The sequence below is a fragment of the Blastococcus sp. LR1 genome (assembly GCF_020166105.1).
In the GTDB taxonomy this organism is placed as follows: domain Bacteria; phylum Actinomycetota; class Actinomycetes; order Mycobacteriales; family Geodermatophilaceae; genus Blastococcus.
Genome location: NZ_JAIUJY010000003.1, coordinates 295,741 through 320,709 on the forward strand (window position 1 = coordinate 295,741; position 24,969 = coordinate 320,709).

General features: G+C 73.9%; 26 protein-coding genes. 10 read left to right on the forward strand and 16 right to left on the reverse strand.

Annotated features, from left to right (window positions below; genetic code table 11):
• The first annotated feature begins 10 nt into the window (after positions 1-10).
• From LBW97_RS10155 to LBW97_RS10175, 5 genes are all read left to right on the forward strand, one after another.
• Complete coding sequence (locus LBW97_RS10155) at positions 11-1,528, forward strand: aromatic amino acid lyase (RefSeq protein ID WP_224499308.1); 1,518 nt, start codon at positions 11-13, stop codon at positions 1,526-1,528.
• A gap of 135 nt (positions 1,529-1,663) precedes the next feature.
• Positions 1,664-2,728 carry an ABC transporter ATP-binding protein gene (locus tag LBW97_RS10160; RefSeq protein WP_304505426.1) on the forward strand — a complete coding sequence of 355 codons (1,065 nt, stop codon included), beginning with the start codon at positions 1,664-1,666 and terminating at the stop codon, positions 2,726-2,728.
• Complete coding sequence (locus tag LBW97_RS10165; protein ID WP_224499309.1) at positions 2,725-3,375, forward strand: ABC transporter permease; 651 nt, start codon at positions 2,725-2,727, stop codon at positions 3,373-3,375. The genes LBW97_RS10160 and LBW97_RS10165 overlap by 4 nt, the downstream gene beginning before the upstream one ends.
• Before the next feature lie 3 nt (positions 3,376-3,378).
• Entirely contained in the window at positions 3,379-4,068 is a 690-nt protein-coding gene (locus LBW97_RS10170) for an ABC transporter permease subunit (protein WP_308010451.1), read from the forward strand.
• Positions 4,069-4,168: 100 nt separating this feature from the next.
• Positions 4,169-5,101 (forward strand): ABC transporter substrate-binding protein, encoded by a 933-nt coding sequence (locus LBW97_RS10175; protein WP_224499310.1) that lies wholly within the window; start codon positions 4,169-4,171, stop codon positions 5,099-5,101.
• Positions 5,102-5,218: 117 nt separating this feature from the next.
• Here the strand turns inward: LBW97_RS10175 and LBW97_RS10180 are convergent, their stop codons facing one another.
• A complete protein-coding gene (locus tag LBW97_RS10180) occupies positions 5,219-5,773 on the reverse strand; it encodes a TetR/AcrR family transcriptional regulator (RefSeq protein WP_224499311.1) in 555 nt (184 codons plus the stop codon).
• Between the two features lie 53 nt (positions 5,774-5,826).
• Here LBW97_RS10180 and LBW97_RS10185 point away from each other — a divergent pair, with 53 nt between their 5' ends.
• The 4 genes from LBW97_RS10185 (at position 5,827) to LBW97_RS10200 (ending at position 9,951) form a co-directional block, all read left to right on the forward strand.
• Positions 5,827-7,473, forward strand: a complete 1,647-nt coding sequence (locus tag LBW97_RS10185; RefSeq protein WP_224499312.1) for an FAD-binding protein — start codon at positions 5,827-5,829, stop codon at positions 7,471-7,473.
• 63 nt (positions 7,474-7,536) lie between these two features.
• Positions 7,537-8,358 carry a mycofactocin-coupled SDR family oxidoreductase gene (locus LBW97_RS10190; protein WP_224499313.1) on the forward strand — a complete coding sequence of 274 codons (822 nt, stop codon included), beginning with the start codon at positions 7,537-7,539 and terminating at the stop codon, positions 8,356-8,358.
• 29 nt (positions 8,359-8,387) lie between these two features.
• Positions 8,388-9,362 (forward strand): alpha/beta hydrolase, encoded by a 975-nt coding sequence (locus LBW97_RS10195; RefSeq protein WP_224499314.1) that lies wholly within the window; start codon positions 8,388-8,390, stop codon positions 9,360-9,362.
• Between the two features lie 31 nt (positions 9,363-9,393).
• Entirely contained in the window at positions 9,394-9,951 is a 558-nt protein-coding gene (locus tag LBW97_RS10200; RefSeq protein WP_224499315.1) for a helix-hairpin-helix domain-containing protein, read from the forward strand.
• A gap of 10 nt (positions 9,952-9,961) precedes the next feature.
• Here the strand turns inward: LBW97_RS10200 and LBW97_RS10205 are convergent, their stop codons facing one another.
• Positions 9,962-10,135, reverse strand: coding sequence for a hypothetical protein (locus LBW97_RS10205; protein ID WP_224499316.1), 174 nt, complete (start codon positions 10,133-10,135; stop codon positions 9,962-9,964).
• A gap of 278 nt (positions 10,136-10,413) precedes the next feature.
• Entirely contained in the window at positions 10,414-11,280 is an 867-nt protein-coding gene (locus LBW97_RS10210) for a siderophore-interacting protein (protein WP_224499317.1), read from the reverse strand.
• A 276-nt stretch (positions 11,281-11,556) separates the two neighbouring features.
• Here LBW97_RS10210 and LBW97_RS10215 point away from each other — a divergent pair, with 276 nt between their 5' ends.
• Positions 11,557-12,153 (forward strand): 5-formyltetrahydrofolate cyclo-ligase, encoded by a 597-nt coding sequence (locus LBW97_RS10215; RefSeq protein WP_224499318.1) that lies wholly within the window; start codon positions 11,557-11,559, stop codon positions 12,151-12,153.
• A 59-nt stretch (positions 12,154-12,212) separates the two neighbouring features.
• Here the strand turns inward: LBW97_RS10215 and LBW97_RS10220 are convergent, their stop codons facing one another.
• The 13 genes from LBW97_RS10220 to LBW97_RS10280 form a co-directional block, all read right to left on the reverse strand.
• Positions 12,213-13,709: an aldehyde dehydrogenase family protein gene (locus tag LBW97_RS10220; RefSeq protein ID WP_224499319.1), complete on the reverse strand. Its 1,497-nt coding sequence runs from the start codon at positions 13,707-13,709 to the stop codon at positions 12,213-12,215.
• Complete coding sequence (gene folP, locus LBW97_RS10225) at positions 13,706-14,668, reverse strand: dihydropteroate synthase (RefSeq protein WP_224499320.1); 963 nt, start codon at positions 14,666-14,668, stop codon at positions 13,706-13,708. The genes LBW97_RS10220 and folP overlap by 4 nt, the downstream gene beginning before the upstream one ends.
• Complete coding sequence (locus LBW97_RS10230) at positions 14,665-15,294, reverse strand: cyclodeaminase/cyclohydrolase family protein (protein ID WP_224499321.1); 630 nt, start codon at positions 15,292-15,294, stop codon at positions 14,665-14,667. Before LBW97_RS10230 ends, folP begins: the two co-directional genes overlap by 4 nt.
• 46 nt (positions 15,295-15,340) lie before the next feature.
• A complete protein-coding gene (pabB, locus tag LBW97_RS10235) occupies positions 15,341-17,125 on the reverse strand; it encodes an aminodeoxychorismate synthase component I (RefSeq protein ID WP_224499322.1) in 1,785 nt (594 codons plus the stop codon).
• Entirely contained in the window at positions 17,125-17,997 is an 873-nt protein-coding gene (folD, locus tag LBW97_RS10240) for a bifunctional methylenetetrahydrofolate dehydrogenase/methenyltetrahydrofolate cyclohydrolase FolD (RefSeq protein ID WP_224499323.1), read from the reverse strand. Before folD ends, pabB begins: the two co-directional genes overlap by 1 nt.
• On the reverse strand, positions 17,994-18,860 hold the full coding sequence (locus LBW97_RS10245; RefSeq protein WP_224499324.1) for a methylenetetrahydrofolate reductase: 867 nt from the start codon (positions 18,858-18,860) through the stop codon (positions 17,994-17,996). Before LBW97_RS10245 ends, folD begins: the two co-directional genes overlap by 4 nt.
• A 34-nt stretch (positions 18,861-18,894) precedes the next feature.
• On the reverse strand, positions 18,895-19,743 hold the full coding sequence (locus LBW97_RS10250; protein ID WP_224499325.1) for a class III extradiol dioxygenase subunit beta: 849 nt from the start codon (positions 19,741-19,743) through the stop codon (positions 18,895-18,897).
• Positions 19,736-20,143 carry a protocatechuate 4,5-dioxygenase subunit alpha gene (gene ligA / locus LBW97_RS10255; RefSeq protein WP_224499326.1) on the reverse strand — a complete coding sequence of 136 codons (408 nt, stop codon included), beginning with the start codon at positions 20,141-20,143 and terminating at the stop codon, positions 19,736-19,738. Before ligA ends, LBW97_RS10250 begins: the two co-directional genes overlap by 8 nt.
• Positions 20,140-20,421 (reverse strand): muconolactone Delta-isomerase family protein, encoded by a 282-nt coding sequence (locus LBW97_RS10260; RefSeq protein WP_224499327.1) that lies wholly within the window; start codon positions 20,419-20,421, stop codon positions 20,140-20,142. Before LBW97_RS10260 ends, ligA begins: the two co-directional genes overlap by 4 nt.
• A gap of 1 nt (position 20,422) precedes the next feature.
• Positions 20,423-21,139, reverse strand: a complete 717-nt coding sequence (locus tag LBW97_RS10265) for an alpha/beta fold hydrolase (RefSeq protein ID WP_224499328.1) — start codon at positions 21,137-21,139, stop codon at positions 20,423-20,425.
• A 145-nt stretch (positions 21,140-21,284) separates the two neighbouring features.
• On the reverse strand, positions 21,285-22,646 hold the full coding sequence (locus tag LBW97_RS10270) for an aminomethyl transferase family protein (RefSeq protein WP_224499329.1): 1,362 nt from the start codon (positions 22,644-22,646) through the stop codon (positions 21,285-21,287).
• 26 nt (positions 22,647-22,672) lie between these two features.
• Entirely contained in the window at positions 22,673-23,884 is a 1,212-nt protein-coding gene (locus tag LBW97_RS10275) for a cytochrome P450 (RefSeq protein ID WP_224499330.1), read from the reverse strand.
• 32 nt (positions 23,885-23,916) lie between these two features.
• Positions 23,917-24,894 (reverse strand): PDR/VanB family oxidoreductase, encoded by a 978-nt coding sequence (locus LBW97_RS10280; RefSeq protein WP_224499331.1) that lies wholly within the window; start codon positions 24,892-24,894, stop codon positions 23,917-23,919.
• Positions 24,895-24,969 lie beyond the last annotated feature (75 nt).

The window sequence follows — 24,969 nt, forward strand, 5'->3', positions numbered from 1 at the left end:
GGAGAGGCCCGTGACCAGTCAGGGCATTCGGATCGACCGGCCCGAGGACCTCGACCGGTCCGCGATCACCCGGCTGGCGCGGGGCGGGTGCGGGATCGAGCTGGGCGACGGGCTGCTTGCCGCGCTCGCCGCCTCGCGGGCGGCGGGGCTGGACGCGCTCGCGGCCGCGGGGCCGGTGTACGGGGTGACCACCGGCACGGGAGCGCTGAGCGGCGTGCTCCTGGACGCCGACGCGCAGTCCGGCCACCAGGACACCCTCATGACGGCGCGGGCCGTGGGCTCGCGGCCCTGGCTGCGGCGGCCCGAGGTCCGCGCGCTGCTGGCCGTCCGGCTCCGGACGCTGCTGCACGCCGAGGCGGCGGTCTCGCCCGACCTGTGCCGGCAGCTGGCCGCGCTGCTCTCCGCCGACGTCCTGCCGGCCGTTCCGGCCCGCGGGGGAGGGGCGGCCGGGGAGATCATCCCGCTGGCGCACGCCGGCGCGGTCCTGCTGGGCACCGGTCAGGTGCTCGACGGGCGGGACGCCGCAGTCCACGACGCCATGCAGGAGGCCGCCGTGGACGCCGCCCCGGCGCTCGCCGCCGCCGGCGTCCCGCCGCGCTCCTTCGCGGCCAAGGAGGGGATCGCCTTCCTCCAGGGAGCGCCCGGGCTGACCGGACTGGCGATCGTGCACGTCGAGGCGGTCCGCCGGCTGCTGGGTCCGCTGTCGGTCGCCCTGGCCGCGGAGTTCGCGCTCGCGCAGGCCGACCGGGATCCGCTGCATCCGGCGCTGGGCCGGGGTGACGCGGAGCTCGGCGCCGTCCTGGACGCCCTGCGCGAGCTCTGCGGGGACGGTCCGGTGAGGGCGCTGCAGGCGCCGGTGTCCTTCCGGGTGTCGCCGGGAGCGCTCGCCGTCACGCTGCGCGCGGTCGCACAGGGAGAGGCCGCCGTCGACCGCGCGCTGGACGGCGTCTCGGACTCGCCCGCCCACCTGGAAGGGCGGTTCGTCGGCACCGCGGGGTTCGCGGGCACCGATCTCGTCGCGGCTCTCGGCGCCCTCACGACGGCGCTGGTGCACCTGGCCGACCTGGGGGCGGCCCGCCTGCACCGGATGCTCGACGACCGGGTGACCGGACTGCCCCGCCAGCTGTCCGACGCCCCCGGAGCGCACGCCGGGCTCGTGGCGGTGCACAAGCGCGCGGTGGGCGTGGCGCACCGGCTGCGGCGGTTCGGCGCGCCCGCGCTGGTCGGCCCGGTGGAGACCTCCTCGGGCCAGGAGGACGTGCAGAGCTTCGGGTTCGAGGCCGCGGAGTGCGTCGCCGAGGCCGTCGAGGGGCTGCGGGACGTGCTCGCCTGCGAGCTGCTGGCGATCGTCCAGGCGCGCCGGCTCGCCTCGCCCGACCGGGTTCCGGCCTCGCTGCGCGGGCTGCTCGACGAGCTGGACGCCGCCCTGCCGGCCGGGACGGGGGACCGGCCCTACGGGCGCGACCTCGACCGGATCGGCGAGCTGCTCGTCGCCGGCTGGGCCGGCCAGTCGCACCCCGGACGATGAGCGCGCACCCGCGCCGGACACCACAGATGTACTGCCGTCGATAATGTCGACCACGACTAACGGAATCGTCTTCCGCATTCCACGACCATGGATCACTGCTATTCAGGACCACGTGTCCGGAGATCGGGAGTCGCCATGATCACGTTCGACGAGGTCGTCAAGGTCTTCCCGGGCGGGAGCGCCGCGGTGGACCACCTGAGCATGGAGCTGCCGACCGGCAAGATCACCGTCTTCGTGGGGCCGTCCGGCTGCGGCAAGACCACCTCGCTGCGGATGATCAACAGGATGATCACCCCGACCTCGGGCCGGGTCCTCATCGACGGGCAGGACGTCACCGCGCAGGACGAGGCAACGCTGCGCCGGGGCATCGGCTACGTGATCCAGCACGCCGGGCTCTTTCCGCACCGCACCGTGGTCGACAACGTCGCCACCGTTCCGCTGCTGCTCGGCAGCAGCCGCCGCGAGGCCCGCCGCGCCGCACTGGAGGTGCTGGAGCGCGTGGGCCTGCCGCAGAGCTTCGCCGACCGCTACCCCGCCCAGCTCTCCGGTGGGCAGCAGCAGCGCGTCGGGGTCGCCCGGGCGCTCGCCGCCGATCCGCCGGTCATGCTGATGGACGAGCCGTTCAGCGCCGTCGACCCGGTCGTGCGGGAGAGCCTCCAGCGGGAGTTCCTGCGTCTGCAGGCCGAGCTGGGGAAGACCATCGCCCTGGTCACCCACGACATCGACGAGGCGATCAAGCTGGGCGACGTCGTCGCCGTCTTCCGGGAGGGCGGGCGGCTGGCCCAGTTCGGCACGCCCCGGGAGCTCCTCGAGCGGCCGGCCGACGCGTTCGTCGGCGAGTTCGTCGGCCGCGACCGCGGCTTCCGTAGCCTGTCCTTCGACACCGCGGACTCGGTGCCGGTGCGCCCGCCGGGTGACGCGGCCGAGGACGGTGCCGAGCTGGTGCTCGATCCGGCAGGGCGCCCGCTCGGGTGGCTCGGTCCCGCCGTCGGCAGCCCGGCGACGCCGGTGCCCACCGGTGGGACGTTCTCCTCCACCGACACGCTGCGCGCGGTGACCGACCTGGCCATCAGCTCCCCGGTCGGGATCGCGGTCCGGGTCGGCCCCGACGGCGCGGTCGACGGGATCGTCCGGCACCACGACCTCGTCGACCACCTCGCCTCCCGGAGAGGCCGGTCGGGCGCGGAGCGGACCGCGTGATCGACTACCTGCAGCGCAACCAGGAGCTGGTCCTCGAGGCGCTCGGGGAGCACGTCGTGCTGGCGCTGCTCCCGGTGCTGATCGGCATCGTCGTCTCGCTGCCGCTGGGCTACCTGGGGGTTCGCTTCCCGCGGCTGTACCAGCCGATGGTCAACGTCTGCGGGATCCTCTACTCGATCCCGTCCCTGGCGCTGTTCGTGATCCTGCCGGTGGTGATCGGCACCAAGGTGCTCTCGCCGGTCAACATCGTCGTCGCGCTGTCGATCTACACCGTGGCGCTGCTGGCCCGCACCGTGGCCGACGGCCTCCGCTCGGTCGACCGGACGCTGACCGACGCGGCGACGGCGATGGGCTACCGGCGGATCCGCCGCCTGTTCGGCGTCGAGCTGCCGCTCGCGCTCCCCGTCGTCCTGGCCGGGCTGCGGGTCGCCACGGTCTCCAACATCAGCCTGGTCAGCGTCGGCGCGCTGATCGGCGTCGGAGGCCTGGGGGCGCTGTTCACCCGGGGCTTCCAGCTCTTCTACGCCGAACCGATCATCGTCGGGGTGCTGCTCTCGGTCCTGCTGGCCGGCATCGCCGACCTGCTCATCGTGCTGGTCCAGCGGGCGCTCACCCCGTGGGCCCGGCTCTCCGCCGGGCGGGTGTGACCCGTGGACTCCTCCTACCTCTTCGATCCCGAGCACTGGGACCCGGGTGCCGCCGGGAGCATCCCGCAGCTGCTGCTGAGCCACCTCGGCTACTCCGCTCTCGCGCTGCTGTTCGGCACCCTCATCGCGCTGCCGGTCGGGCTCTTCATCGGGCACACCGGCCGCGGGTCGTTCCTCGCCATCAACGCGGGCAACGCCGGCCGTTCGCTGCCGACCCTCGGGCTGCTGATGCTGATGGTCACCCTGCTCGGTCTCGGCCTGACGCCGGTGCTGATCGCCCTGACCGTGCTGGTCATCCCGCCCGTGCTCACGTCGACCTACGCGGGGATGCGGTCCCTGGACGCCTCCGTGGTCGACGCCGCCCGCGGCATGGGCATGCGCCCGTCGCAGGTGCTGCTGCGGGTGGAGTTCCCGATGGCGCTGCCCGTCCTGATGGGCGGCTTCCGCAGCGCCGCGCTGCAGGTCATCGCGACCGCCACCGTCGCCGCCGCGGTGGGTCTCGGCGGGCTGGGCCGGCTGCTCATCGACGGGCTGGCCCTCAACGACTACTCGCGCGTCCTCGCCGGCGCCGTGGTGGTCGCGGCGCTGGCCATCGTCCTGGACCTGCTCCTGGGCCTGATCCAGCGCTCGATCGTCTCGCCGGGGCTGACCGGGCGGGCTGTCCGCACCCGCCGGGCCGCGCCCGCCCCCTGACCGCGCCCCCCCTGACCGCGCCCCCTGACCGTCCGCCCCTCTGACCGCACGTCCGCACCACCCGACCGCCCGTTCTGCAGCGACTCTCGGAAGGCACGACATGTCACGTTCCCACTCGGCCGGTGCAACCTTCGCCGCCGTCACCGCCCTCGCCCTCGCCCTCACCGGGTGCGGCGCGGACAGCGACCCGCTCGACGACTCCGGCTCCGACGGCGGCTCCTCGTCGTCGATCGCCATCGGCTCGGCCAACTTCCCGGAGAGCGAGCTGCTCGCCGAGATCTACGCCCAGGCGCTGGAGGCCGAGGGCCTGGAGGTGGAGCGGTCGTTCAACATCGGTGCCCGCGAGCTCTACCTGCAGGCGCTCCAGGACGGCTCGATCGACCTCCTGCCCGAGTACAACGGCGCCCTGCTGTCGGCCCTGACCGAGGGTGGTGCGCCGGAGGGCGTCAGCAGCCCCGACGACGTCTACGAGGCGCTGCAGGACGTGCTGCCCGAGGGCACCGAGGTGCTGGAGCAGTCCGACGCCGAGGACAAGGACACCCTCACCGTCACCCAGGAGACCGCGGACGAGTACGGCCTCGAGACGATCGCGGACCTGGTGCCCGTCGCCGACCAGCTCGTCATCGGCGCCGGGCCCGAGTGGGCCGAGCGCTACCAGGGCCTGCCCGGGCTCAAGGAGGTGTACGGCCTGGAGTTCAAGGAGTTCCGCCCGCTGGACGCCGGTGGCCCGCTCACCATCGGTGCCCTCCTGGACGGGACGATCGACGTCGGCAACGTGTTCAGCACCGACTCGGCGATCAAGGTCAACGACCTCGTCGTCCTCGAGGACCCCGAGGAGCTCTACCTCGCGGAGAACATCCTCCCGCTGATCCGCTCGGAGAAGGTCGACGAGACGGTCACCGAGGCGCTCAACGCCGTCTCTGCCGCCCTCACCACGGAGAACCTCACCGAGTACCTGGCCCGCATCCAGGTGGACAAGGAGGACACGGCCACCGTCGCCGAGGCCTTCCTGAGCGACACCGGGCTCGTCTGAGTCCCGGCCGGCCGTGCGGGCGCGACCCGCACGGCCGGCACCCTCGGTTCCTCAGGGCACCCGGTTCCTCAGGCACTCGGTTCCTCAGGGCACCCGGTTCCTCAGGCACTCGGTTCCTCAGGGCAGGGGGAGCAGGGCGCACGCCCGGTCGACCGCGGCGCGCGCCGTGTCCGGGTCGGGAGCGGTGAGGACGACGCCGAGCACCATCCGCCAGGCCAGCGCGACGTCCGCCGGAGCCAGCCCGGCGTCGACCCGGCCGGCCGCCCGGGCAGCCGGCAGCACCTGCTCGATGAGTGCCAGCAGGCGGTCCTGCCCGTCGTAGTCGGGCAGGTTGCGCCGCGCCTCGATGACCATCTCGACGAAGGCCGTCGTTCCGAGCGCCTGCGCCACCATCTCGCGCCACAGCCGGCCGAGCGCCTCGCCGTCCGCCGGCACGATGGCAGCCTCGAGGTCGGCGAAGTTCTGCTCGAACACCGCGAACGCCAGGTCCAGCCGCGTCGGGAAGTGGCGGTAGAGCACCCCCTGGCCGACACCTGCCTCTCGCGCGATGGCGCTCAGCGGGACCCGGTAGCCGCGCTCGGCCATGACCCGTCGGGCCGCCCGCAGGATCGCCTGCCGGTTGTCCGACGCCGCGGCGGGGCCACGGTTGACGCGCCCGCCCGTTGTGGTCATGCTCACACCGTAGCGAACCGGACAGCCCTGTCCGGTTCCTCGAGGAGGTCGCTGTGGCACCCGGCCGGCACGAGCAGTTCGACGAGACCTACGACGTGGTGGTCATCGGCAGCGGTGGCGCCGGCTTCGCCACGGCTCTCGGCGCCGTCGACGAGGGGCTGAGCGTCCTGCTGGTGGAGGGCTCCGACAAGTGGGGCGGCAGCACCGCGATGTCCGGCGGCGGCCTCTGGATGCCGAACAACCCCCTCATGCAGCGCGCCGGGGTGCGCGACTCCCGCGAGGAGGCGCTGGCCTACCTCGAGGCGACCGTCGGCGACGAGGGCGTATCCAGCTCGCGAGAGCGGAAGGAGGCCTTCGTCGACGGCATCGCAGACTTCGTGACGACGGCGGAGAAGTTCGGCATGACCTTCGTGCGGGCCAAGGACTATCCGGACTACTACCCCGAGCTGCCCGGCGGGAAGATCGGCCGCGGGATCGAGATCAGGCCGCTGGACTCCAGGCCGCTGGGGGAGTGGTGGCGCACGTTGCGCAACGCCGTCCCCCTCCCGGCCAAGACCGATGACGTCTGGCTGCTGGGCCGCGCCTGGTCCACCCCCGGTGGGTTCGTGCGCGGCGCCCGGTTCGTCTTCCGCGCGCTCGGCGGTCTGGTCCGCGGGCAGCGGCTGGTCGGCATCGGCGTCGCCCTGGCGACGTCGTTCGGCAAGGCCCTGCTGGTCGAGCGCGAGGTGCCGCTCTGGCTGAACGCGCCGCTGGAGGACCTGATCCTCGACGGCGACCGCGTGGTCGGCGTGCGCATCCGTCGGGACGGTCGGGAGCTCCGTATCCGGGCCACCCGCGGGGTGATGCTCTCCGGTGGCGGGTTCGACCACAACCGTGACTGGCGGCAGAAGCACCACGGCATCGATGGCACCCCCTCCGGGAACCCCGCGAACGTGGGTGGGCCCATCGAGATCGCGCAGCGAGCCGGCGCCGCACTGGAGCTGATGGACGACGCGTGGTGGGGTGCCTCGGTGGCGCCGGTGCCCGGCACCGCCCCGGGCTTCATCGTCGGCGAGCGCTCGATGCCGTTCTCGATCATGGTCGACGCCACTGGTGACCGGTTCGCCAACGAGTCGGAGTCCTACGTCGACCTCGGGCACCACATGCTCGACCACGACAAGGACGGCCGGTACTGGCTGGTCGCCGACGCCCGCCACGCCCACCGCTACCTGCGCACCTACGCCCTGGACCCGCGCGCGAACAAGGCGAGGCGGGAGGCGGGGATGCTGGTGAAGGCCGACACCATCGAGGAACTGGCCGCGAAGCTCGGCGCGCCCCGGCTCCCGGCCACCGTCGAGCGGTTCAACGGGTTCGCCCGCTCCGGGGTCGACGGCGACTTCGGCCGCGGCAACTCCGCCTACGACCGCTACTACGCCGACCCGACGGTGCGCCCCAACCCGAACCTGGGCCCGCTGACGAAGGGCCCGTTCACCGCCCACCAGGTGGTGATCGGCGACCTCGGCACCAAGGGCGGTGTGGTCACCGACGCCGACGGCCGCGCGCTGCGCGAGGACGGCTCGGTCATCGAGGGCCTCTACTCGGCCGGCAACAACTCGGCGTCGGTCATGGGCCGCACCTACCCCGGACCGGGTTCCACGATCGGCCCGGCCACGGTGTTCGGGCTGCGCGCCGCCAGGCACATGGCCCGCCGCTCCGCCTGACCTGCACCCCCATCCCTCCGGCGCGCGACCGCGTGCCGGGCCCCTCACCACAGGAGAGATGCTGTGAGCACCAGCACGTCCGGACGTCTCGGCGGCAAGGTCGCCTACATCACCGGTGCCGCCCGCGGTCAGGGCCGCGCGCACGCGGTGCGGCTCGCGGCCGAGGGCGCCGACATCATCGCCATCGACAACTGCGTGAAGGCCGAGACGACCTCCTACGACGGGCCCACCGAGGCCGACCTCGACGAGACCACCCGGCTGGTCGAGGCCCAGGGACGGCGGATCCTCGCCCGCAAGGTCGACGTCCGGGACCTCGACGGGCAGATGGCCGTGGTGAAGGACGGCGTCTCGGAGTTCGGGCGGCTCGACGTCGTCGTCGCCAACGCCGGGATCTGCTCGGGCTCGATGTCCTGGGAAATCCCGGTCGAGAAGTGGCGCGAGACGATCGACGTCAACCTCACCGGCACCTTCTTCACGGCCAAGGCCACCGTGCCGGTGCTGCTGGAACAGGGCACCGGCGGCTCGATCATCATCATCAGCTCGGTGGCGGGCCTGCGCGGGCTGCCGTTCCTCGCCGACTACGCGGCCAGCAAGCACGGCGTCGTCGGGCTGGCGAAGACCATGGCCAACGAACTGGGGCAGCACAACATCCGGGTCAACACCGTGCACCCGCACGGCGTGGCCACCGGGATGATGCCGCTGGAGATGATGGAGCTGGCCGGTCAGCACTCGACCACGCTGGCGCCGATCCTGATGCAGGCGCTGCCGGACCCGGTGTCGCAGCCCGAGGACATCGCCAACGCCGTCGCCTGGCTCGCCTCCGACGAGGCCCGGCACGTCACCGGCATCCAGCTGCCGGTCGACCTCGGCACCCTGGTCCGCTGACATGACTCCGCTGGCATGACTCCGCTGGCATGACGAGGCTCGACCTCCGGGTGCGGCTGCTGGGCCGGCTGCTCGGGCTCACCTCCGTCGCCACGATGGACGCGGCGAAGCTCGCGCGGACTCAGGGCCGGTCGCCGGGCCACAACCCGGTGACCGACCTGCTCCTGGGCGGGGTCGCACCCGGGGCCGAGCTCACCGACGCCGTCGCCGCAGGGGCGGTGGGACCGCGGGCCGTCCGCGTCTACCGCCCGGCCGGCGCGGCGGGGGAGACCCTGCCGCTGGTGGTCAACTTCCACGGCGGCGGCTGGGTGGTCGGCTCCCGCGACCAGTCCGACTGGCTGTGCAGCAACGTGGCCGCGACGGCGCGTGCGGTCGTCGTCTCGGTCGACTACCGGCTCGCCCCGGCGCACCCCTGGCCGGCCGCGGCGGAGGACTGCTACGCGGCGCTGGTCGACGTCGTCGCGCGAGCGGGTGAGTGGAGCGCGGATCCGAACCGCGTCGCGGTCATGGGCGACAGCGCCGGGGGCAACCTGGCGGCCGTCGCGACCCTGATGGCGCGGGACCGCTCGGGGCCGGGCATCGCGTTCCAGGCGCTGCTCTACCCGGCGACCGACCTGACCTTCGGCAGCCCGTCGGTCGCGGAGAACGCCGAGGCGCCGATCCTCACCCGGGCCGACATGGTCGCCTACCGCGACCACTACCTGGGGGTCCAGGACCGGGCCGACCCGTACGTCTCGCCGTTGCTGGCGCCAGATCACAGCGGCCTCCCGGCGGCGCTGATCCAGGTGGCCGAGCACGACCCGATCCGCGACGACGGGCTGCGCTACGCCGCAGCCCTGGAGTCGGCCCGCGTCCCGGTGCGGACGACGACCTACGTCGGGATGCCGCACGGCTACCTGGCGTTCCCGAAGCTCTGCCGCAGCGCTCCGCAGGCCCTCGCGGAGCTCTGCTCGGAGCTGGGGTCGGCGCTCTCCGGGGCCGCGGGGACCCAGGGGCGCGCGTGACGCCGGTCCCGGGCGACTAGCGTCGGGCGTCATGCCGAGGAAGTCGTCCGGGACCGAACACGTCCAGACCGTCCACGAGCTCGGCCTGCCCGGCCGCGCGGTCTCCGCGCTGACCAGGGCGGGGATCACCGCCGTCGACGACCTGGCCGCGCTGACCCGCGCCGAGCTGGCCGCCGTACCGGGGCTGGGCGCCGGCATGGTCGCGGCCATCCGGGCCGTCGTCCCGGAGCCGGTGGGCACCCTGCCGCCGGCCTCGCGGGCGGCGCGCCGGGTCGAGGACCAGGAGTCCCCGATGGCGCCGTCGATCCCGTCGTTCGCCTCGCTGCGCGATCAGCGTCGTCGTTCGCCGATCGACCTGCTCGTCCCGCGGCAGCTGGAGCTTCCCGAGCAGCCCGAGCAGCCCGAGGTCCCCGAGCGGGTCGAGATCCCCGAGCCGGTCGAGCCGACCGCGTCGGCTCCGGAGCCGGCGGCCGTCCGCCCGCCGACGACCCGACCGCCGGAGTGGGCGGACCTCTGGAACCTCGGGCTGCACCTGGCCCGGTGGTGGGTGCACTCGCCGATCCGGACCGTGCGCCGCCTGCTGGGCTGACCGGCCCCGGTCAGCGGCGTGCGTCGGCCGCGACCGGCCGGGCCGCACGGGCGACGAGGGTGGGGATCTCCCCGGCCGGCACCGGCGGGCTGAGCAGCACCACGATGATCGAGGCGTCGGTGAGCGCGTTCAACCAGCCGTCCAGGAGCGGCACGTACCCGGGCTCGCGGCGCACGCCGGGCACGAGCGACAGGCCGTAGGCGAGGGTGCGCGCACGCGACGACCTGCGCCGTCCGCTCGAGGCTCCACCGCAGCCGCCGCACGCCACCTCCCCGCACCGGGCCGCTGATCTGGACGGCCCCAGCGACCGGCAGGGATGAGACTGCACCGGATCGCACGGTTCGGCGCGACGACCCGACGGGTGCCACCCGGCGGCGTGCGACCGGCCCGGCATGAGGAACTCGCAGTCCCCGGGTGCTCGCCGAGGGCGAGGGCGCCGCCGCCGGGGACCGCGGGCCGCGGTCAGGACGGAACGGCGGTCTCCTCGGCCTCGATCGCGGCGTTCCACTCCTGCTTCGAGGCCTGCCACCGGTCCTCGGTGTCGCCTCGGCGCCAGTAGCCGGAGAGCGAGGTCCACTCGGCGTCCAGGCCGCACCGGTCGCGCAGGTGCCCGCGCAGGGTCCGGACGGCGAAGGCCTCGCCGTGCACGAAGAGGTGGCCCCGGCCCTCGGGCAGCGGGGTGGCGGTGACCGCTGCGACCAGCGCGTCACCGGGGAAGCCGTCGCCCCGGTGCACCCAGCGCAGGTCGACCCCCGGCGCGGCGACGACGTCGGCCTGCTCCTCCTCGGGACCGGCCACCTCGACGAACACCAGGGCCCGGGCACCGGCGGGGAACTGCTCCAGAGTGGCCGCGATCGCCGGAAGCGCCGCCTCGTCCCCGGCCAGCAGGTGCCAGTCGGCGTCGGGGCGCGGCGAGTAGGCGCCGCCGGGGCCCATGAACTGGATGAGGTCGCCGGGTTGCGCGGCGGCCGCCCACGGCCCGGCCAGGCCCTCGTCGCCGTGGTGCACGAAGTCGATGGTCAGCTCGCCGGCCGCGGCGTCCCAGGCGCGGACGGTGTAGGTCCGGGTGACCGGCCACTGGTCCGAGGGCAGCTCGGCGCGGATCTGCTCGACGTCGTAGGGGACGCCGTAGGTGGCGCCCACCGGTGGGAACAGCAGCTTCACGTAGCGGTCGGTCAGCCCGCCGGAGGGGAAGCCGGCGAGGCCCTCGCCGCCCAGGACCACCCGGATCATGTGCGGAGTGATCCGGGAGGTGCGGACCACCTCGCCGATGCGCGGGGTGCGCTTGCGCGGCGGTCGTCCGTCGCCGGTGCGTCGTGGCTCGGTCATGGGTGCTCCGTTCCGGCGCCCGTGGTTAGGCAGCCCTTACTGAGGCGAACGCTACCCCCACCTGCCCGGATGCCGACACGGGCCTGGGGAGGTTGCCCGTGGCGAGGCCGGACCCCGGCGGGCCTGAGAGCCGCGGTATGGGCACGACTGCCGCGCCGCAGCGCGGCACCGACGCCCACACTGCGGCATCCGCGACACGCGACGGGGCACACCTCGGGTCGTTCAGCGGGGCACCGGGAGAAGTCGCCGTCCGGGAGCCGGCCCTAGGCTGCGGGAGTGACCGAAGCGGGCGACCCGGCCCTGGCCAAGACCGCCCTCCGCGAACTCCTGCTGTCCCGGCGACGGGCGCGGACCGCGGCCGACCGCGCGGCCGCGGCCGACGCCGTCGCGACGGCGCTCGTCTCCGGGCTCGCCGGGATCGGCACGCTGGCGGCGTTCGTCCCCGACCCCGAGGAGCCCGGGCACGGCCGGCTGCCCGATGCGTACGCGGCGCTGGGCGCGCGGGTGCTGCTGCCCGTCATCCCGCCGACCGGCCGGGTGCTGGACTGGGGAGAGCACACCGGCGAGCTCGAGATCGGCCGGTACGGGCTCGCCCAGCCGGTCGGCCCGCGCCTGGGTGCGACGGCGCTGAGCGGCGCTGACGCCGTCGTCGTCCCGGCCCTGGCAGTGGACCGCGCCGGCATCCGGCTCGGCCGGGGCGGCGGCTACTACGACCGCGCCCTCGCCTACGCCCGGCCCGACGCGGTACTGGTCACCGTGGTGTTCGACGACGAGCGTCTGGACGAGGTGCCCCGCGAGGTGCACGACCGGCCGGTGACCGCCGTCGTCACGCCGTCCGGTGGTTGGCAGCCGCTCGAACCGCCCGCCGGCTGAGGACCGGGCCGGCGGGGGAGCACCCCGCCGGCCCGGCGCAGCTCAGTGCGCTGCCTGGCTCAGTGGGCGGAGGCAGCCAGCGCCGCGGCGTCCAGGTGCGCGATCGACCGCGTGTCCTGGAAGGCCCGCACGCCCTCGATGCCCTGCTCGCGGCCCATGCCGGACTGCTTCATGCCGCCGAACGGAGCACGCAGGTCCAGCCGCGTGGCGCCGTGGTCGTTGACCCAGACGTAGCCGCACGCCAGCTGTCCGCCGATCCGGTTGGCCGCGGCGGTGTCCGCCGTCCAGACCGAGCCGCAGAGCCCGCCCCACGTGTCGTTGGCCAGGCGCACCGCCTCGTCGTCGTCGTCGTACGGCAGGACCGGGATCACCGGGCCGAACTGCTCCTGGGTCACGACGCGCAGCGACGGGTCGGGGTCGACGACGATCGCCGGGCGCAGGAAGTTGCCCTCGGCGAACTCGCCGTCCGGCAGCTCGCCGAACTCCAGCACCGTCGCGCCGGCGGCCTTCGCCTCCTCGATGATCTCGGAGACGAACGCCTTCTGGGCGCTCTGGTGCAGCGGGCCCATCGTGGTGCCCTCGGCCAGGCCGTGGCCGAGGACGACCTTCTCCAGCCGCGCGGAGAGCCCGGCCACGAGCTCGTCCATGCGGGACCGGTGCACGTACAGCCGCTTGGCCGCCATGCAGATCTGGCCGGTGGTGTCGAAGATGCCGCCGAACAGCCGGTCGAGGTGCTCGTCGTCGAGGATCGCGTCCTCGCGGAAGATCGCCGCGTCGTTGCCGCCCAGCTCCAGGGTCACCCGGGTGAGGTTGCGCGACGCCATCTCCATCATCCGCTTGCCGCCGTTGACGCTGCCGGTGAAGCAGACCTTGGCGACGTCGGGGTTGTCGATGAGCCCCGCCATCTCGCTGTCCTTGCCGGTGACGACGTTGAGGACGCCGGCGGGGAGCTTCTCGGCCACGCGCTGCACCAGGCGGGTGATCGCCAGCGGCGTGGTCGGCGGCGGCTTGACGATGGCGGTGTTGCCCGCCAGCAGCGCGTGCGGGAGCGCTGCGCCGAGGATCGCGATCGGCCAGTTGAACGGCACGATGAGCGTCACGACGCCGAGCGGCTGGTAGCCCACGGTGGTCTCGACCGGGATGCCGGGAGCGGGCGGCAGCACCGTGGTGCCGTCGACCTGGTCGGCGATGGAGAGCGCGAGCTGCCACCGGATGTCGAAGACCAGGGCGTCGATCCAGGCCTCCATGCGGATCTTGCCGTTCTCCAGCGAGAGCACGCGGGCGTCCTCGTCGCGGTCCTCGGCGATCCCCTCGATGGCCGCCGCCATCTGCGCCGCGCGCTCCGTGGCGGACAGCGCCGCCCACGCCGGGAACGCGCCCTTCGCCGCGGCCACGGCGTCCGCGACGTCGTCCTTCGACGCCGCCGCCGCGGTACCCACGACGACATCCGGGCGGGCCGGGTCGAACACGTCCATGGTCTGCGCCGCGGACCGCGCCTCCCCGCCGATGTAGAGCCCCGTCGTCACCGGAGCCGTCGTGCTGACCGTGCTGGTCATACGGATCGCCACCTCTCTGTGTCTTCCGTTGCTGGCGGGACGCGCAGTGGCATCCCGTCCGGCGCCGCGTGCGCCGAAGTCTCGTCCGGGCCCGGAGCCCAGCATCCCCGCGCGGCGGCGACGACGCGCACGGCGTCGGCGCTCCCGGCGACGTCGTGCACCCGCACACCCCACGCGCCCGCGGCGGCGGCGAGCACGGTGGTGGCCGCGGTGGCGCCGTCGCGCTCGGCGGCCGGCGGCACCGAGCCGTCCGGGCGGGCGAGCACCGTGCCGAGGAACCGCTTGCGCGAGGCTCCCACCAGCACCGGGAAGCCCAGCGAGACGACGTCGGCCAGCCCGGCGAGGAGGGCGAGGTCGTGCTCCGGGCGCTTGGCGAAGCCGAGACCGGGGTCGACGACCACCCGGTCGGCGGCGACGCCGGCCGCCAGCGCGGCGTCCACGCGGGCGCACAGCTCCCGGCGCACCTCGCCGACGACGTCCCGGTAGGCGGCACCGGCGTACATGTCCCGGCTGGAGCCCCGCCAGTGCATGAGCACCCACGGAACGCCGGCGTCGGCCACCACGCGCGCCATGTCGGGGTCGGCGAGGCCACCGCTCACGTCGTTGACGAGCACCGCGCCGGCCTCGAGGGCGGCCGTCGCCACGACCGCGCGGGTGGTGTCGATGCTGACCGCCACCCCGGCGCTCGCGAGCCCGGCGACGACCGGCAGGACGCGGCGGAGCTCCTCCGCCGGCTCCACCCGCCCGGCGCCGGGCCGGGTGGACTCCCCGCCGACGTCGACGGAGTCCGCACCCGCGGCCACCATCGCGAGCCCGTGCGCCACGGCGGCGTCGGTCGAGGCGTAGCGGCCGCCGTCGGAGAAGGAATCGGGCGTGACGTTGAGGATGCCCATGACGGAGCACCGGTCCGAGCGGGGGAGGGCCACCCCGGTTCCGGCCGGCAGCAGGGCCGCGCTCATCCGCGCAGGACCTTCCGCACGTCGGCCTCGACCGCATCGGCCCGGCGCGTGAGGTCGTCGGCCGCGGCCGTCGCGGCGGCGAGGTCGGCGGCCGCCCCGTCGTCGTCCATGCCGGCGAGGTTGGTCTCGACGGCCAGCAGCGCGGTCGTCGCGGCCGCGCGGGCGGCGGCGGTCGCGGCGGCGACGTCGCTCACCAGGTTGCGGTTGGCCACCGGGAGGATCCGCTCGGCCAGCGACACCAGGTCGGCGGCGATCCCGAGGATCGCGCGCGGCGGTCGCGCCGCGTCGAGCTGGGCCTCGGCCATGGACCGGCGGCGGGTCTCCTTCTGCTCGTCGGTGTCCCGGGGCAGCTTCATCGCCGCGGCGACGGCGGAGAACGCCTTCTCGTCGGCGGCGGCCGCCTCGAGTGCGGCGTCACGTCCGGTGTCCGCGGCGGCCACGATCCCGCCGACGAGCTCCGCGTGCTGCTCCTCGGTGGTGAACCGGCCGACCATGGCGACCAGCGACGCGGCCAGCGCCGCCTCGATCGCCGCTGCCGCGCCGGCGCCGGGGGCGGACAGCCGCGCGGCGAGCTCGCCGAGGAACTCGCCCATGGTCTGGCGGGGCAGATCGGGGTTGGTGTCCATGGCTCCGGTTCGCAGTCTCGGTGGGGAGGGGCGTCGGGGGAGTGGCTCAGGGCGTGGGCTGCAGGGCGGGTCCGGGCGGCTGGTGCACGACGAGGGTCGCCGATCGCCATCCGCGCAGCGAGCTCACGACGGCGATCTCCTCGGCGGCGAGGAGATCCGCCGGCCGCAGCACGCGTTCGGAGAGCAGGCCCAGGTCGAGCAGGCGTCCCCGTTCGACCCCGGGCAGGCAGCCCGCTGCGGTCGGCGGCGTCCACCACCGCCCGTCCAGCCGCACGGCCACGGTGGCGATCGTCGTCTCGGTGACCTCGCCGCGGGTGTTGACCAGCACGACGTCGTCGGCCCCCGGATGCCGCAGCGCGGCGGAGACGTAGACGTCGCGCCGGGTCGTCTTGTGCTGCAACCAGGGGTCGCCGGGGTCGACCGGCTCGTCGTCCAGCGCCAGCCGCACCGGGGCCGTGCCCGTGCCGGGCAGCGGATGAAGCTCGACGTCGACGGCGCCGTCGCGGGAGAGCAGGACGCGGATCCGTGCTGGCTCGGCCCGGCCGGCCAACGCGCGCTCGACGGCGCTCCGGATCTCGTCGGGATCGCAGCGGAAGTCCGACCACGCCGCGGAGTCGGCCATCCGGGCCAGGTGCTGGTCCAGGTTGCGCGGACCGTCGACGGGGTCGAAGGCCAGGGTCTCCAGCAGCTGGTGCTCGGTGACGTCGTGGGTGAGGACCGCGGCCTTGGCGTGCAGCTCGGCCAGCTCGCGCCCGGCGTCGGAGTCCCAGGTGATGCCCCCGCCGGCCCCGTAGACGGCCCGCCCGGTCGAGCGGTCCAGGACCACGGTGCGGATGGCGACGTTGAACCGGGCGCGGAACGGCGCCGACGGCGGCGCGACGAGCCCGACGGCGCCGCAGTAGACGCCCCGCGGGCTCGGCTCCAGCTCGGCGATCAGCTCCATCGTCCGCTGCTTGGGTGCCCCCGTGACCGAGCCGCAGGGGAAGAGCGCCCGGAAGAGCTCCAGCAGCCCTGTGCCCGGCCGCACCCGTGCGGAGATCTCCGAGGTCAGCTGCCAGACGGTCGGGTAGCGCTCCAGCGCGAAGAGCTCGTCCACCCGCACGCTCCCGACCTCGGCGATCCGGCCCAGGTCGTTGCGCAGCAGGTCCACGATCATGAGGTTCTCCGCGCGTTCCTTGGCGCTGGAGAGCAGTGCCGAGGACTGCTCGCGGTCCTCGGCCGTGGTGCGCCCGCGGGTGGCCGTGCCCTTCATCGGTCGGGTGCGCACCTCGTCCCCGGCCCACTCGAAGAACAGCTCCGGGCTGGCGCTGGCGACGACGTGCCGCCCCAGGTCCAGGTAGGCGTTGTGCGCGCCGCGCTGGGCCAGCGCCAGCCGCGCGTAGAGCTCCTCCGGATCGCCCGCGACCGACGACCGCAGCCGGTCGGTGAGGTTGCACTGATAGGTCTCCCCGGCGGCGATCGCCTCGCGAACGGTGGCGACTCCGTCGGCGTGCTCCCGATCAGACCAGTCGGGCAGCCAGGCGGCGCCGCCGGCGGCGGCGGGGGAGACGACCGGAGCCACCGGCACCGGCTCGTCGCAGAGCCCGAACCACACCAGCGGCGGCTCGCCCGGCGCGGTGCTCCCGCCGGGCAGGCGCGGGTCGAGCCCGGACGCCGCCTCGTAGGCCACGTAGCCGTAGGCCCAACTGCCGGCCTCGGTCGCGTCGTGCACCGCCTGCAGCACGCCGGCGACCTCGTCCGGCCGGGTCGCGGTCAGCACCTCCCGGGGCGGAGGGCAGCGCAACGCCGTCCCCGCCCGGAGGTCGTCGAACCGCGCCCACGGCCCGGGCATCAGCCGCCCAGTTCCTCGAGCAGCCCCTGCTGGGCGATCGCCGCGGTCAGGGTGTTGGCCAGCAGCATGGCGATGGTCATGGGACCGACGCCGCCGGGCACCGGGGTGAGCAGCCCGGCGACCTCGGCCACCTCGTCGTACCGGACGTCGCCGACCAGCCCGTTCTCGCCGCGGTGGATGCCGACGTCGATGACGGTGGCGCCGGGCTTCACGGCGTCGGCGCCGATCAGACCCGGGATCCCGGCGGCGACGACCAGCACGTCGGCGCGGCGGCAGACCTCGGCGACGTCCTTCGTGCGGGAGTGGCAGGTGGTCAGCGTCGCGTGCCGGCCGAGCAGCAGCTGCGCCATCGGCTTGCCGACCAGCGGGGACCGGCCGACGACGACCGCCTCGACCCCGGACAGGGCGACGTCGTACTCGTCGAGCAGCCGCAGCACCCCGGCCGGGGTGCAGGGCCGGAGTCCCGGCCGGCCCTGGGCGAGCAGGCCGGCGTTGAGCGTCGTGAGCCCGTCGACGTCCTTCTCAGCCGGGATGCGGGCGACGAGGGCGTCCGCATCCAGGTGCTTCGGCACCGGCAGCTGGAGCAGGATGCCGGAGACCGCCGGGTCGGCGGCCAGCTCGTCGAGCAGCGCCTCGAGGGTCGCCTGGTCGACGTCGCCGGGCAGGTGCCGGTGCAGGTCGACCATGCCGGCCTCGACGCTGAGCCGGCGCTTGTTGCGGACGTAGACCTCCGACGCCGGGTCGTCCCCGACCAGCACCGTCGCCAGCCCGGGCGCGGTGCCGCCGGCGGCGAGGAGCCGCTGCACCCCCGAGGCGACCTCGTCCCGGACCTCGCGCGCGACGGCCTTGCCGTCGATGACCCGGGCGGTCATCCGGCCAGGCCGCGCAGCGTGCGGACCCGCCACTCCTCGGTGGGCTCCAGGTCGTTGAACGTGAAGACGTGGAAGCCGGCGAGGGAGTTGTCCGGCTTGCCCAGGTGCGGCGCCAGGCCCTTGATGATCTTCGTGGGGTCGTAGCCGCCGGGGACGAAGAACCGCCAGAGCAGCGTCTGCTGCTTCTTCAGGAACTTCGCCGACTCCCCGATCCCCAGGCCGCCGGAGACGCGGAGCAGCTTCTGCCGGCTGACCGAGCCCGGGACGCCGACGTGCACCGGGAGGTCGATCCCGCGCCGCTTGAGCTCGCGGGCCCAGCGCAGGATCACAGCGGGGTCGAACACGATCTGGGTGGTGATGTGGGTGGCGAGCGGCGCCTTGTCCGCGAGCGCCTGGAAGAGGACGTCCTCGCTGACCGAGGGGTGGCCCTCGGGGTGCCCGCCGATGCCGATGTCGGTGAAGCCGTGGTCGAGCTCGTGCAGGGCCACCAGCAGGGCGTGCGCGTCCTTGAACTCCGTCGGCACCTCGGTCGGGTCACCGCCGACCACGAACGCCCCGGTGATCCCGGCCTCGCGGCAGCGGGCGACCAGGTCGGCGAGGTGGGAGCGGTCCCGGACCTGCTGGGCGGAGAAGTGCGGCGCCACCGAGTACCCGGCGGCGGCCAGGGCGACGGCGAGGTCGATGGTCACGTCCTGGCCCTTGGCCGGCGAGGCGGTCACCGTCAGCGGGACCTCCCGGGGCACGTGCTGCAGCACCTGCTCCTGGGTCTTCTTGAACGGGATGACCTCGTACCCGAGGTGCTCGAAGGTCGTCAGCAGCGCGGCGCGGGTGCTCGCGTCGCGGACGTTGAGAGCGCGGTTCACGGTGCCTTCTCTCGTAGGGGAGGGTCGCCCGCGCTCAGGCGGGGCGGTTGTCCAGGAGCGCGATGCCGGCGGCGGTGTTGGACGCCGGCAGGAAGTAGTGCGAGTGCACCTTGGTGACCTGCGGGTTCATCGCCCCGCGCATGATCAGCCACATGATCAGCTCGATCCCCTCGGAGCCCGCCTGACGGATGAGCTCCTCGCGGCTGAGCGCGGCCAGCGCCGCGGGATCGGTCTGGATCTTCTCCAGCCACATGGCGTCGAACTCGGGGTTGATGAAGCCGGCCCGGGAGCCCGCGAGCTGGTGGGACATGCCGCCGGTGCCGAGGATGCCGACGGTGACGTCGTCGCGGTAGGAGGAGATCGCCCGGCCGAGCGCCTGGCCCAGGGCGTAGCAGCGGGACGCGGTGGGCTGCGGGTACTGGATGACGTTGACCAGGATCGGCACCACGGGGCACGGCCAGGCGTCGCCCGGGTCCGGGGTCCACACCGAGAGGGGCACGGTCAGCCCGTGGTCGACCTCGAGCTCCTGGAAGACGGTGAGGTCGAAGCCCTCGTCGACCAGGCTCTCCAGCAGGTGCAGCGACAGGTCCGGGTCGCCGATGACGTCGGGCACCTGCCGGGGGCCGTAGCCCTCGTCCGCGACCGTGTAGCTGTCCGCGGTGCCGATCCCGAAGGTCGGGATGATGTCCAGGTCCAGGCCGTTGGCGTGGTCGTTGTAGACCACGATCGCCACGTCCGGCTTGTGCTCGGCGAGCCACTCCCGGGCGGGGGCGTAGCCGTCGAAGAGGTCCTTCCAGTTCGGGTCCTCGGTCTTGCCGCGGTCCATGGCCGCGCCGATCGACGGCACGTGCGACGTCGCCAGACCCCAGATCACGTCAGCCATCCCGGCGACCCCCTGCTCGCAGCTCTGCCTGGAACTCCTCCTCGGTCATGCCGGTGAAGACACCACCGAGGTACTGCATCGACCGGCCGTCCATCATGGCCAGCTTGTAGACGTAGAAGATGCTGCCGCCGAGGTCGATCATCGCCGTCCAGTCGCGGTCCAGGACCGCCTGCGTCTGCTCGGGGGCGAGCCCGAACTCCGTGCAGTAGGCGGCCTCGTCGTCGGAGAACCGGTCGCGGTTCTCCGCTGCGCGGAAGCTCATGAGCATCTTGTTCAGACGCAGTCCGCGCCGGCTGGTCTGCCCGTCGAAGATCGGCGTCCCGGGCACGTTCAGCCGGCCGCCGGTCTCGGGTGTGCTCATCGGGGTCCCCTCGGTGGTGGGCGCGGTCGCAGTGGTCACGTGGTCCGCTCCTGCGGATGGGTCGCCAGCGCCTCGACGTGCACGTCGAGCCAGGGGGCCATCGGCAGGGACATGAGGGCGTCGTGCAGGGCGGCCGGGTCCTCGGCCTCGTACAGACCGATCGTGGCGTTGCGGCCGGGAACGCGCCACAGCCGCTTCAGCACGCCCTCGGCACGCAGCTCCATGGCCCGCTTGCGCTCGCCGGCCCGCAGCTCCTCGCGGCGCTCGGCGGGGGTGTCGACGGGCAGCCGGTTCTCCGACCGGACGAGGAACTCCATCTCAGGCACCCTTCTCGTTCGCCAGGCGGTCCAGCAGTTCGGCCAGCTCCGGCGCGGCGGTGACCATGGCCTCGTGGCCGGTGGCGAGCTCGTGCACCGGCCAGCCGCGCTCGCGGGCCCGGTCGGCCTGGCCGGCGAAGACCCGCATCCAGTCCACGCACTCGATGAAGGCGGCCGGCACCCGATCGACGGCACCGGTCAGCCGCAGGGCGTCGGTGTAGGTCTTCCAGGGGTGCGGCGTGAGCTTCGGCAGCAGCCAGTCGACGTCGGCCTGCTCGGTCACGCCCAGCACGGAGAGCTTGCGGACCGCGACGAGCCAGCCGAACCCCTGCTCCGCGGCCGACTCGGCCCAGTGGTGCTCGACGGTCTCCGGCAGCAGGTCCCGGGCGGCCTCGCCGTCGGCGCCGACGAAGGCATCGAGGTAGACGCGCCGCGCCACCGTGTCCGGACGGCGGTCGGCGACGGCGGTGACGATCTGGCCGGCGTAGCTGTGCCCGACGAGGACGACGTCGGTCAGCGCGAAGGTGTCGATCAGCCGGACGACGTCCTCGACGTGGGTGTCCAGCCCGACCAGCGGGGAGAGCAGGTGCGCCCGCTCCGACAGCCCGGTCAGGGTCGGGGCGTGGACGTCGTGGCCGGCGTCGCGCAGCGGGCGCGCCACGCGGTCCCAGCACCAGCCGCCGTGCCAGGCCCCGTGCACGAGGACGAACGTGCTCATGCGGCAGTGCCCTCCAGAAGATCGTGTGCTGGCTCACGTCCACGCTAAGGATCGCGCCGCGCCGGGGGATCGGCGCGATGTCACCGCGACCTCGCCGATGCCGCCCGGGCGGCCTACGTCATCTGTCGTGGGCCCGGCCGGCTGCTCAGCGGGCCCGGTAGTTCTCGCGGGCGAAGTCCACGAAGGGGACCGGGGCCACGACGGCCCGGATCTCCACCTGGCTGTGCTCCTCGACCGCCGGCTTCGCCGAGACCGGCTGCTCGCCCCAGAGCACCGTCACCTCGGTGCCGGGCTCGGCGAGTTCCGCCTCGACGACGGCGAGGGAGACCATCGCCCGCTCGTTGGCGAGGTAGCCGCAGTCCAGGGAGATCCCGACCGGTCGGCCGTCCACCAGCACCTTGTCCTCGTGGTGGGTGGCGTACCGGGCCTTGGGCAGCTCGATGTACTTGGCGCCGGGGCCCGGCGCGAGCAGCGACCCCATCGCCGCGGTGACGTCGTCGGCGTTCCACACCAGCGTCACCTTGGTGCGCGAGGGCTCCTGCGCTCTCCGCTCGAGCGCCTCGCGGCCGATGAACTCGTGGTCGAACTTCACGGTCTTGCCGTAGCCGACCTCGTAGGGGGTCAGGCACCAGTCGCGGATGTCCTCGGAGTCCATGCTGCCGCCGATCGACCCGACCTTCGTGACCGGGAGCCACTCCCGGTACTCCTTCATCAGCGGGTCGTCGGAGAACAGCGCGGTCACCGGGGCGGGCACCCATCCGGACTCGAGGTTGGCCGTCGAATAGGCCTTGGCGCCGACGCGCACGAGCCCGTGGTCCTCGCCGGCCTCCAGCAGCGCCGCGAGCACGGCTTCGCCGTCCTCCCAGGGGCCGAAGAGCTCGAAGCCGGGCTGCCCGGCCATGCCATGGCGGAGGCCGCGGACCCGGCGACCGGCGATGGTGAACTCGGCCATGGAGAAGAACCGCACGTCCGGGAGCGGTGCGCCGCTCACCTGCTCGATCAGGCCTGCCGCGGTCGGGCCCTGCAGTTCGTACCGGTAGAGCCGGGGCGGCCCGGACCTGCGCACCGCGGAGTTGTCGTCGCGCTCCGCGCTGGCCGTGTAGTCGCCGCGCTCGAGGTGGAAGGTGACCCAGTCGAGAACCATCGGGTGGCCGACGAGGTCGAACAGTTCGTTCTCGAGGTGGAAGAGGATGGCGTCGCCGATCAGGTGGCCCTCCGGGTCCACCGCGACGAACTGCTTGGCCTTGCCGACGCCGAAGTTCGCGAAGCTGTTGACGCCGACGTCGCTGAACAGCCGGAGCGCGTCGGGACCGGAGACGAACAGATCGGTCATGTGGTGGGAGTGGTCCAGCAGCGCGCAGCTCTCCACCCACGACCGCTGCTCGGAGCGCCAGTTGGTGAACTCCGGCCGCACCGGGAAGGTGCTCGGCGGGAAGCTCAGGTTGCGGAGGAGCTCGACCGGGCTGCCGGCCCGGGCGAGGGCGGAGGCGAGGGACTCGGACGTCACAGGACGCACCTTTCGTCGGACGGAGCTCAGTCGAGGGTGACCCGCACCGGAACGCTCTCCAGCGCCCGCAGGGTGTTGTTGTGGTGCCGGACGGTCGGGCCGTCGAGTTCGATCGAGCGGACCCGCCGGGCCAGCGCCGTCACGATGGACACCGCCTCCAGGCGGGCGACGTGCTGGCCGACGCACTGGTGGATGCCCATGCCGAAGCCGACGTGCCCCGACGGATCGCGCGCGAGGTCGAAGCGGTCGGGGTCGGCCCAGCGCCGCGGATCCCGGTTGGCCGCGGCCAGGAACATCAGCACCTTGCGCCCTTCGGGGACGACGACGTCGCCGATCCGGACGTCGGTGGTCGCGGTCCGGAAGAAGGTCTGCACCGGCGACTCCCAGCGCACCGCCTCGTCGAAGGCGACGCGGGCCAGCGCCGGCTCGGCGCGCAGCCGCTGCCACTGGTCGGGGTGGGTGGCGAAGGCGTAGAGGATCGCGGAGATGCCGTGCACGGTGGTGTCGACGCCGGCGGTCAGCAGCGAGCGGACGGCGAGCGGCGCCTGCTCGGGGGTGATCTCGCCCCGGTCGCTGGCGGCCCAGATGTCGGCGCCGAAGCCGGTCGGGGCCAGCACCTCCCGCCGGCACTGCTCGTTCACCCAGCCGGAGAGCTCGGCCACCCGGGGCGCACCCTTGGCGACCAGGTCGTTGGCCGGGCCGAACGCGTTGAACGCGTGGTCGCCGTAGGGCAGCAGCTTCTCCCGCCCGGGCTGTGGAATGCCGACGGCGTCGGGGAACACCCGCAGGGGGAACACCGCCCCGAGGTCCTTCGCGGCGTCGAAGGTGGTGCCGCGCGCCAGCACCTCGTCGACCAGGGCGTCGGCGTCGGCGGCCCAGTCCTCCCGCAGCCGGCGCAGCGCCCGGGGGTCGAGCACCTTCTGCAGCACCCGGCGCGGGGCGTCGTGCCGGGGCGGGTCGGCCTCGAGCAGGATGCTGGGCGGGCGCCACGGCTCCTCGTACCGGAAGTTCGACAGGCCGACCCCGGCCGAGGACTCGAACTCCTGCCAGTTGACCAGCGCCGCGTGCACGTCGTCGTAGCGGGCCAGCGCGAAGGTGTCGTACCGCTCGAGGAGCACGACCGGCCCGGCCTCGCGCAACGCCTCGTGCATCGGGAGCGGGTCCTCGAGCACCTCGGAGCCGAAAGGGTCCGCATCGCTGGTCGGAACGGTGCTGCTGGGGCGCGCGGGAGCGGTCACGGGGAGCCTTCCGGAGTTCAGAGGTCGAGGACTCAGAGGTCGAGGACGAGGCGCTCGTCGCGCGAGCGGGAGACGCAGACGTACATGCAGTCGCCGACCTGCCGTTCGTCGTCGTCGAGCAGGGCGTCGCGGTGGTCGGGCCGCCCGGCCAGCACGGTGGTCTCGCAGGTGCCGCAGACGCCGCTGCGGCAGGAGGAGAGCACCTCCACCCCGACGCGGTTGAGCGCCTCCAGCACCGTGACGTCCGGCGTCACGGTGACCGTGGTGCCGGTGCGGGCGAGCTCCACCTCGAACGGCGCGGTCCGCGCCGGCGCCCCGGCGTCGTCGGCGACGAACCGCTCGACGCGCAGGCTGTACGGCGGCCAGTAGGCGCACGTCCGCTCCATCGCGGCGAGCAGCGGAGCGGGCCCACAGGAGTAGATGCGGACGCCCGCGCGCGGCTCGCCCACGAAGCCGGGCAGGTCGAGCAGGCCGAACTCGTCCTCCGGCCGCACCAGCACCCGGTCGCCGTAGCCGGCCAGCTCGTCGAGGAAGGCCATCGAGTCGCGCCGGCGCCCGCCGTAGAGGAGCCGCCAGTCGGCGCCGAGCTGCTCGGCCTGCGCCACCATCGGCAGGATCGGGGTGATCCCGATGCCGCCGGCCACGAAGAGGTACCGCGCCGAGGGCACCAGCGGGAAGTTGTTGCGCGGGCCGCCCACGCCCACCAGGTCGCCCACCCGCAGCTGCTCGTGCACGTAGGCCGAGCCGCCGCGGCTCTCCGGTTCGTGCAGCACGCCGACCCGGTAGGTGCCGGGGTTCCGGCGGTCGCCGCAGAGCGAGTACTGCCGGGTCAGCCCGTTCGGGAGCACCAGGTCGATGTGCGCGCCGGGCGTCCAGTCGCGGAGCCGGCCGCCGGAGGGTGACGAGAGCTCCAGGGTCAGCACGCCGTCGGCCTGCGGCTGCTTGCCGGTGACCCGCAGGGTGGCGACGTCGGCGGCCCCTGCCGCTGGTGCCGGGGAGATCGCGGTCATGCGCTGACCGTGGAGCACGCGGCTGTGACCTGGGAAACACCTTCTCAATGGACGAGACGGCCTGCTGGCCGGACG

Excerpts from the sequence above, each read along its gene's own strand:
- LBW97_RS10230 (WP_224499321.1), bottom strand. The coding sequence starts at position 15,294 with ATGGACACCAACCCCGATCTGCCCCGCCAGACCATGGGCGAGTTCCTC.
- LBW97_RS10180 (WP_224499311.1), bottom strand. The coding sequence starts at position 5,773 with ATGACCACAACGGGCGGGCGCGTCAACCGTGGCCCCGCCGCGGCGTCG.
- LBW97_RS10200 (WP_224499315.1), top strand. The coding sequence starts at position 9,394 with ATGCCGAGGAAGTCGTCCGGGACCGAACACGTCCAGACCGTCCACGAG.
- LBW97_RS10195 (WP_224499314.1), top strand. The coding sequence starts at position 8,388 with ATGACGAGGCTCGACCTCCGGGTGCGGCTGCTGGGCCGGCTGCTCGGG.
- LBW97_RS10265 (WP_224499328.1), bottom strand. The coding sequence starts at position 21,139 with ATGAGCACGTTCGTCCTCGTGCACGGGGCCTGGCACGGCGGCTGGTGC.
- LBW97_RS10210 (WP_224499317.1), bottom strand. The coding sequence starts at position 11,280 with ATGACCGAGCCACGACGCACCGGCGACGGACGACCGCCGCGCAAGCGC.
- LBW97_RS10220 (WP_224499319.1), bottom strand. The coding sequence starts at position 13,709 with ATGACCAGCACGGTCAGCACGACGGCTCCGGTGACGACGGGGCTCTAC.
- folP (WP_224499320.1), bottom strand. The coding sequence starts at position 14,668 with ATGAGCGCGGCCCTGCTGCCGGCCGGAACCGGGGTGGCCCTCCCCCGC.
- LBW97_RS10175 (WP_224499310.1), top strand. The coding sequence starts at position 4,169 with ATGTCACGTTCCCACTCGGCCGGTGCAACCTTCGCCGCCGTCACCGCC.
- LBW97_RS10160 (WP_304505426.1), top strand. The coding sequence starts at position 1,664 with ATGATCACGTTCGACGAGGTCGTCAAGGTCTTCCCGGGCGGGAGCGCC.
- LBW97_RS10250 (WP_224499325.1), bottom strand. The coding sequence starts at position 19,743 with ATGGCTGACGTGATCTGGGGTCTGGCGACGTCGCACGTGCCGTCGATC.
- folD (WP_224499323.1), bottom strand. The coding sequence starts at position 17,997 with ATGACCGCCCGGGTCATCGACGGCAAGGCCGTCGCGCGCGAGGTCCGG.
- pabB (WP_224499322.1), bottom strand. The coding sequence starts at position 17,125 with ATGCCCGGGCCGTGGGCGCGGTTCGACGACCTCCGGGCGGGGACGGCG.
- LBW97_RS10260 (WP_224499327.1), bottom strand. The coding sequence starts at position 20,421 with ATGGAGTTCCTCGTCCGGTCGGAGAACCGGCTGCCCGTCGACACCCCC.
- LBW97_RS10280 (WP_224499331.1), bottom strand. The coding sequence starts at position 24,894 with ATGACCGCGATCTCCCCGGCACCAGCGGCAGGGGCCGCCGACGTCGCC.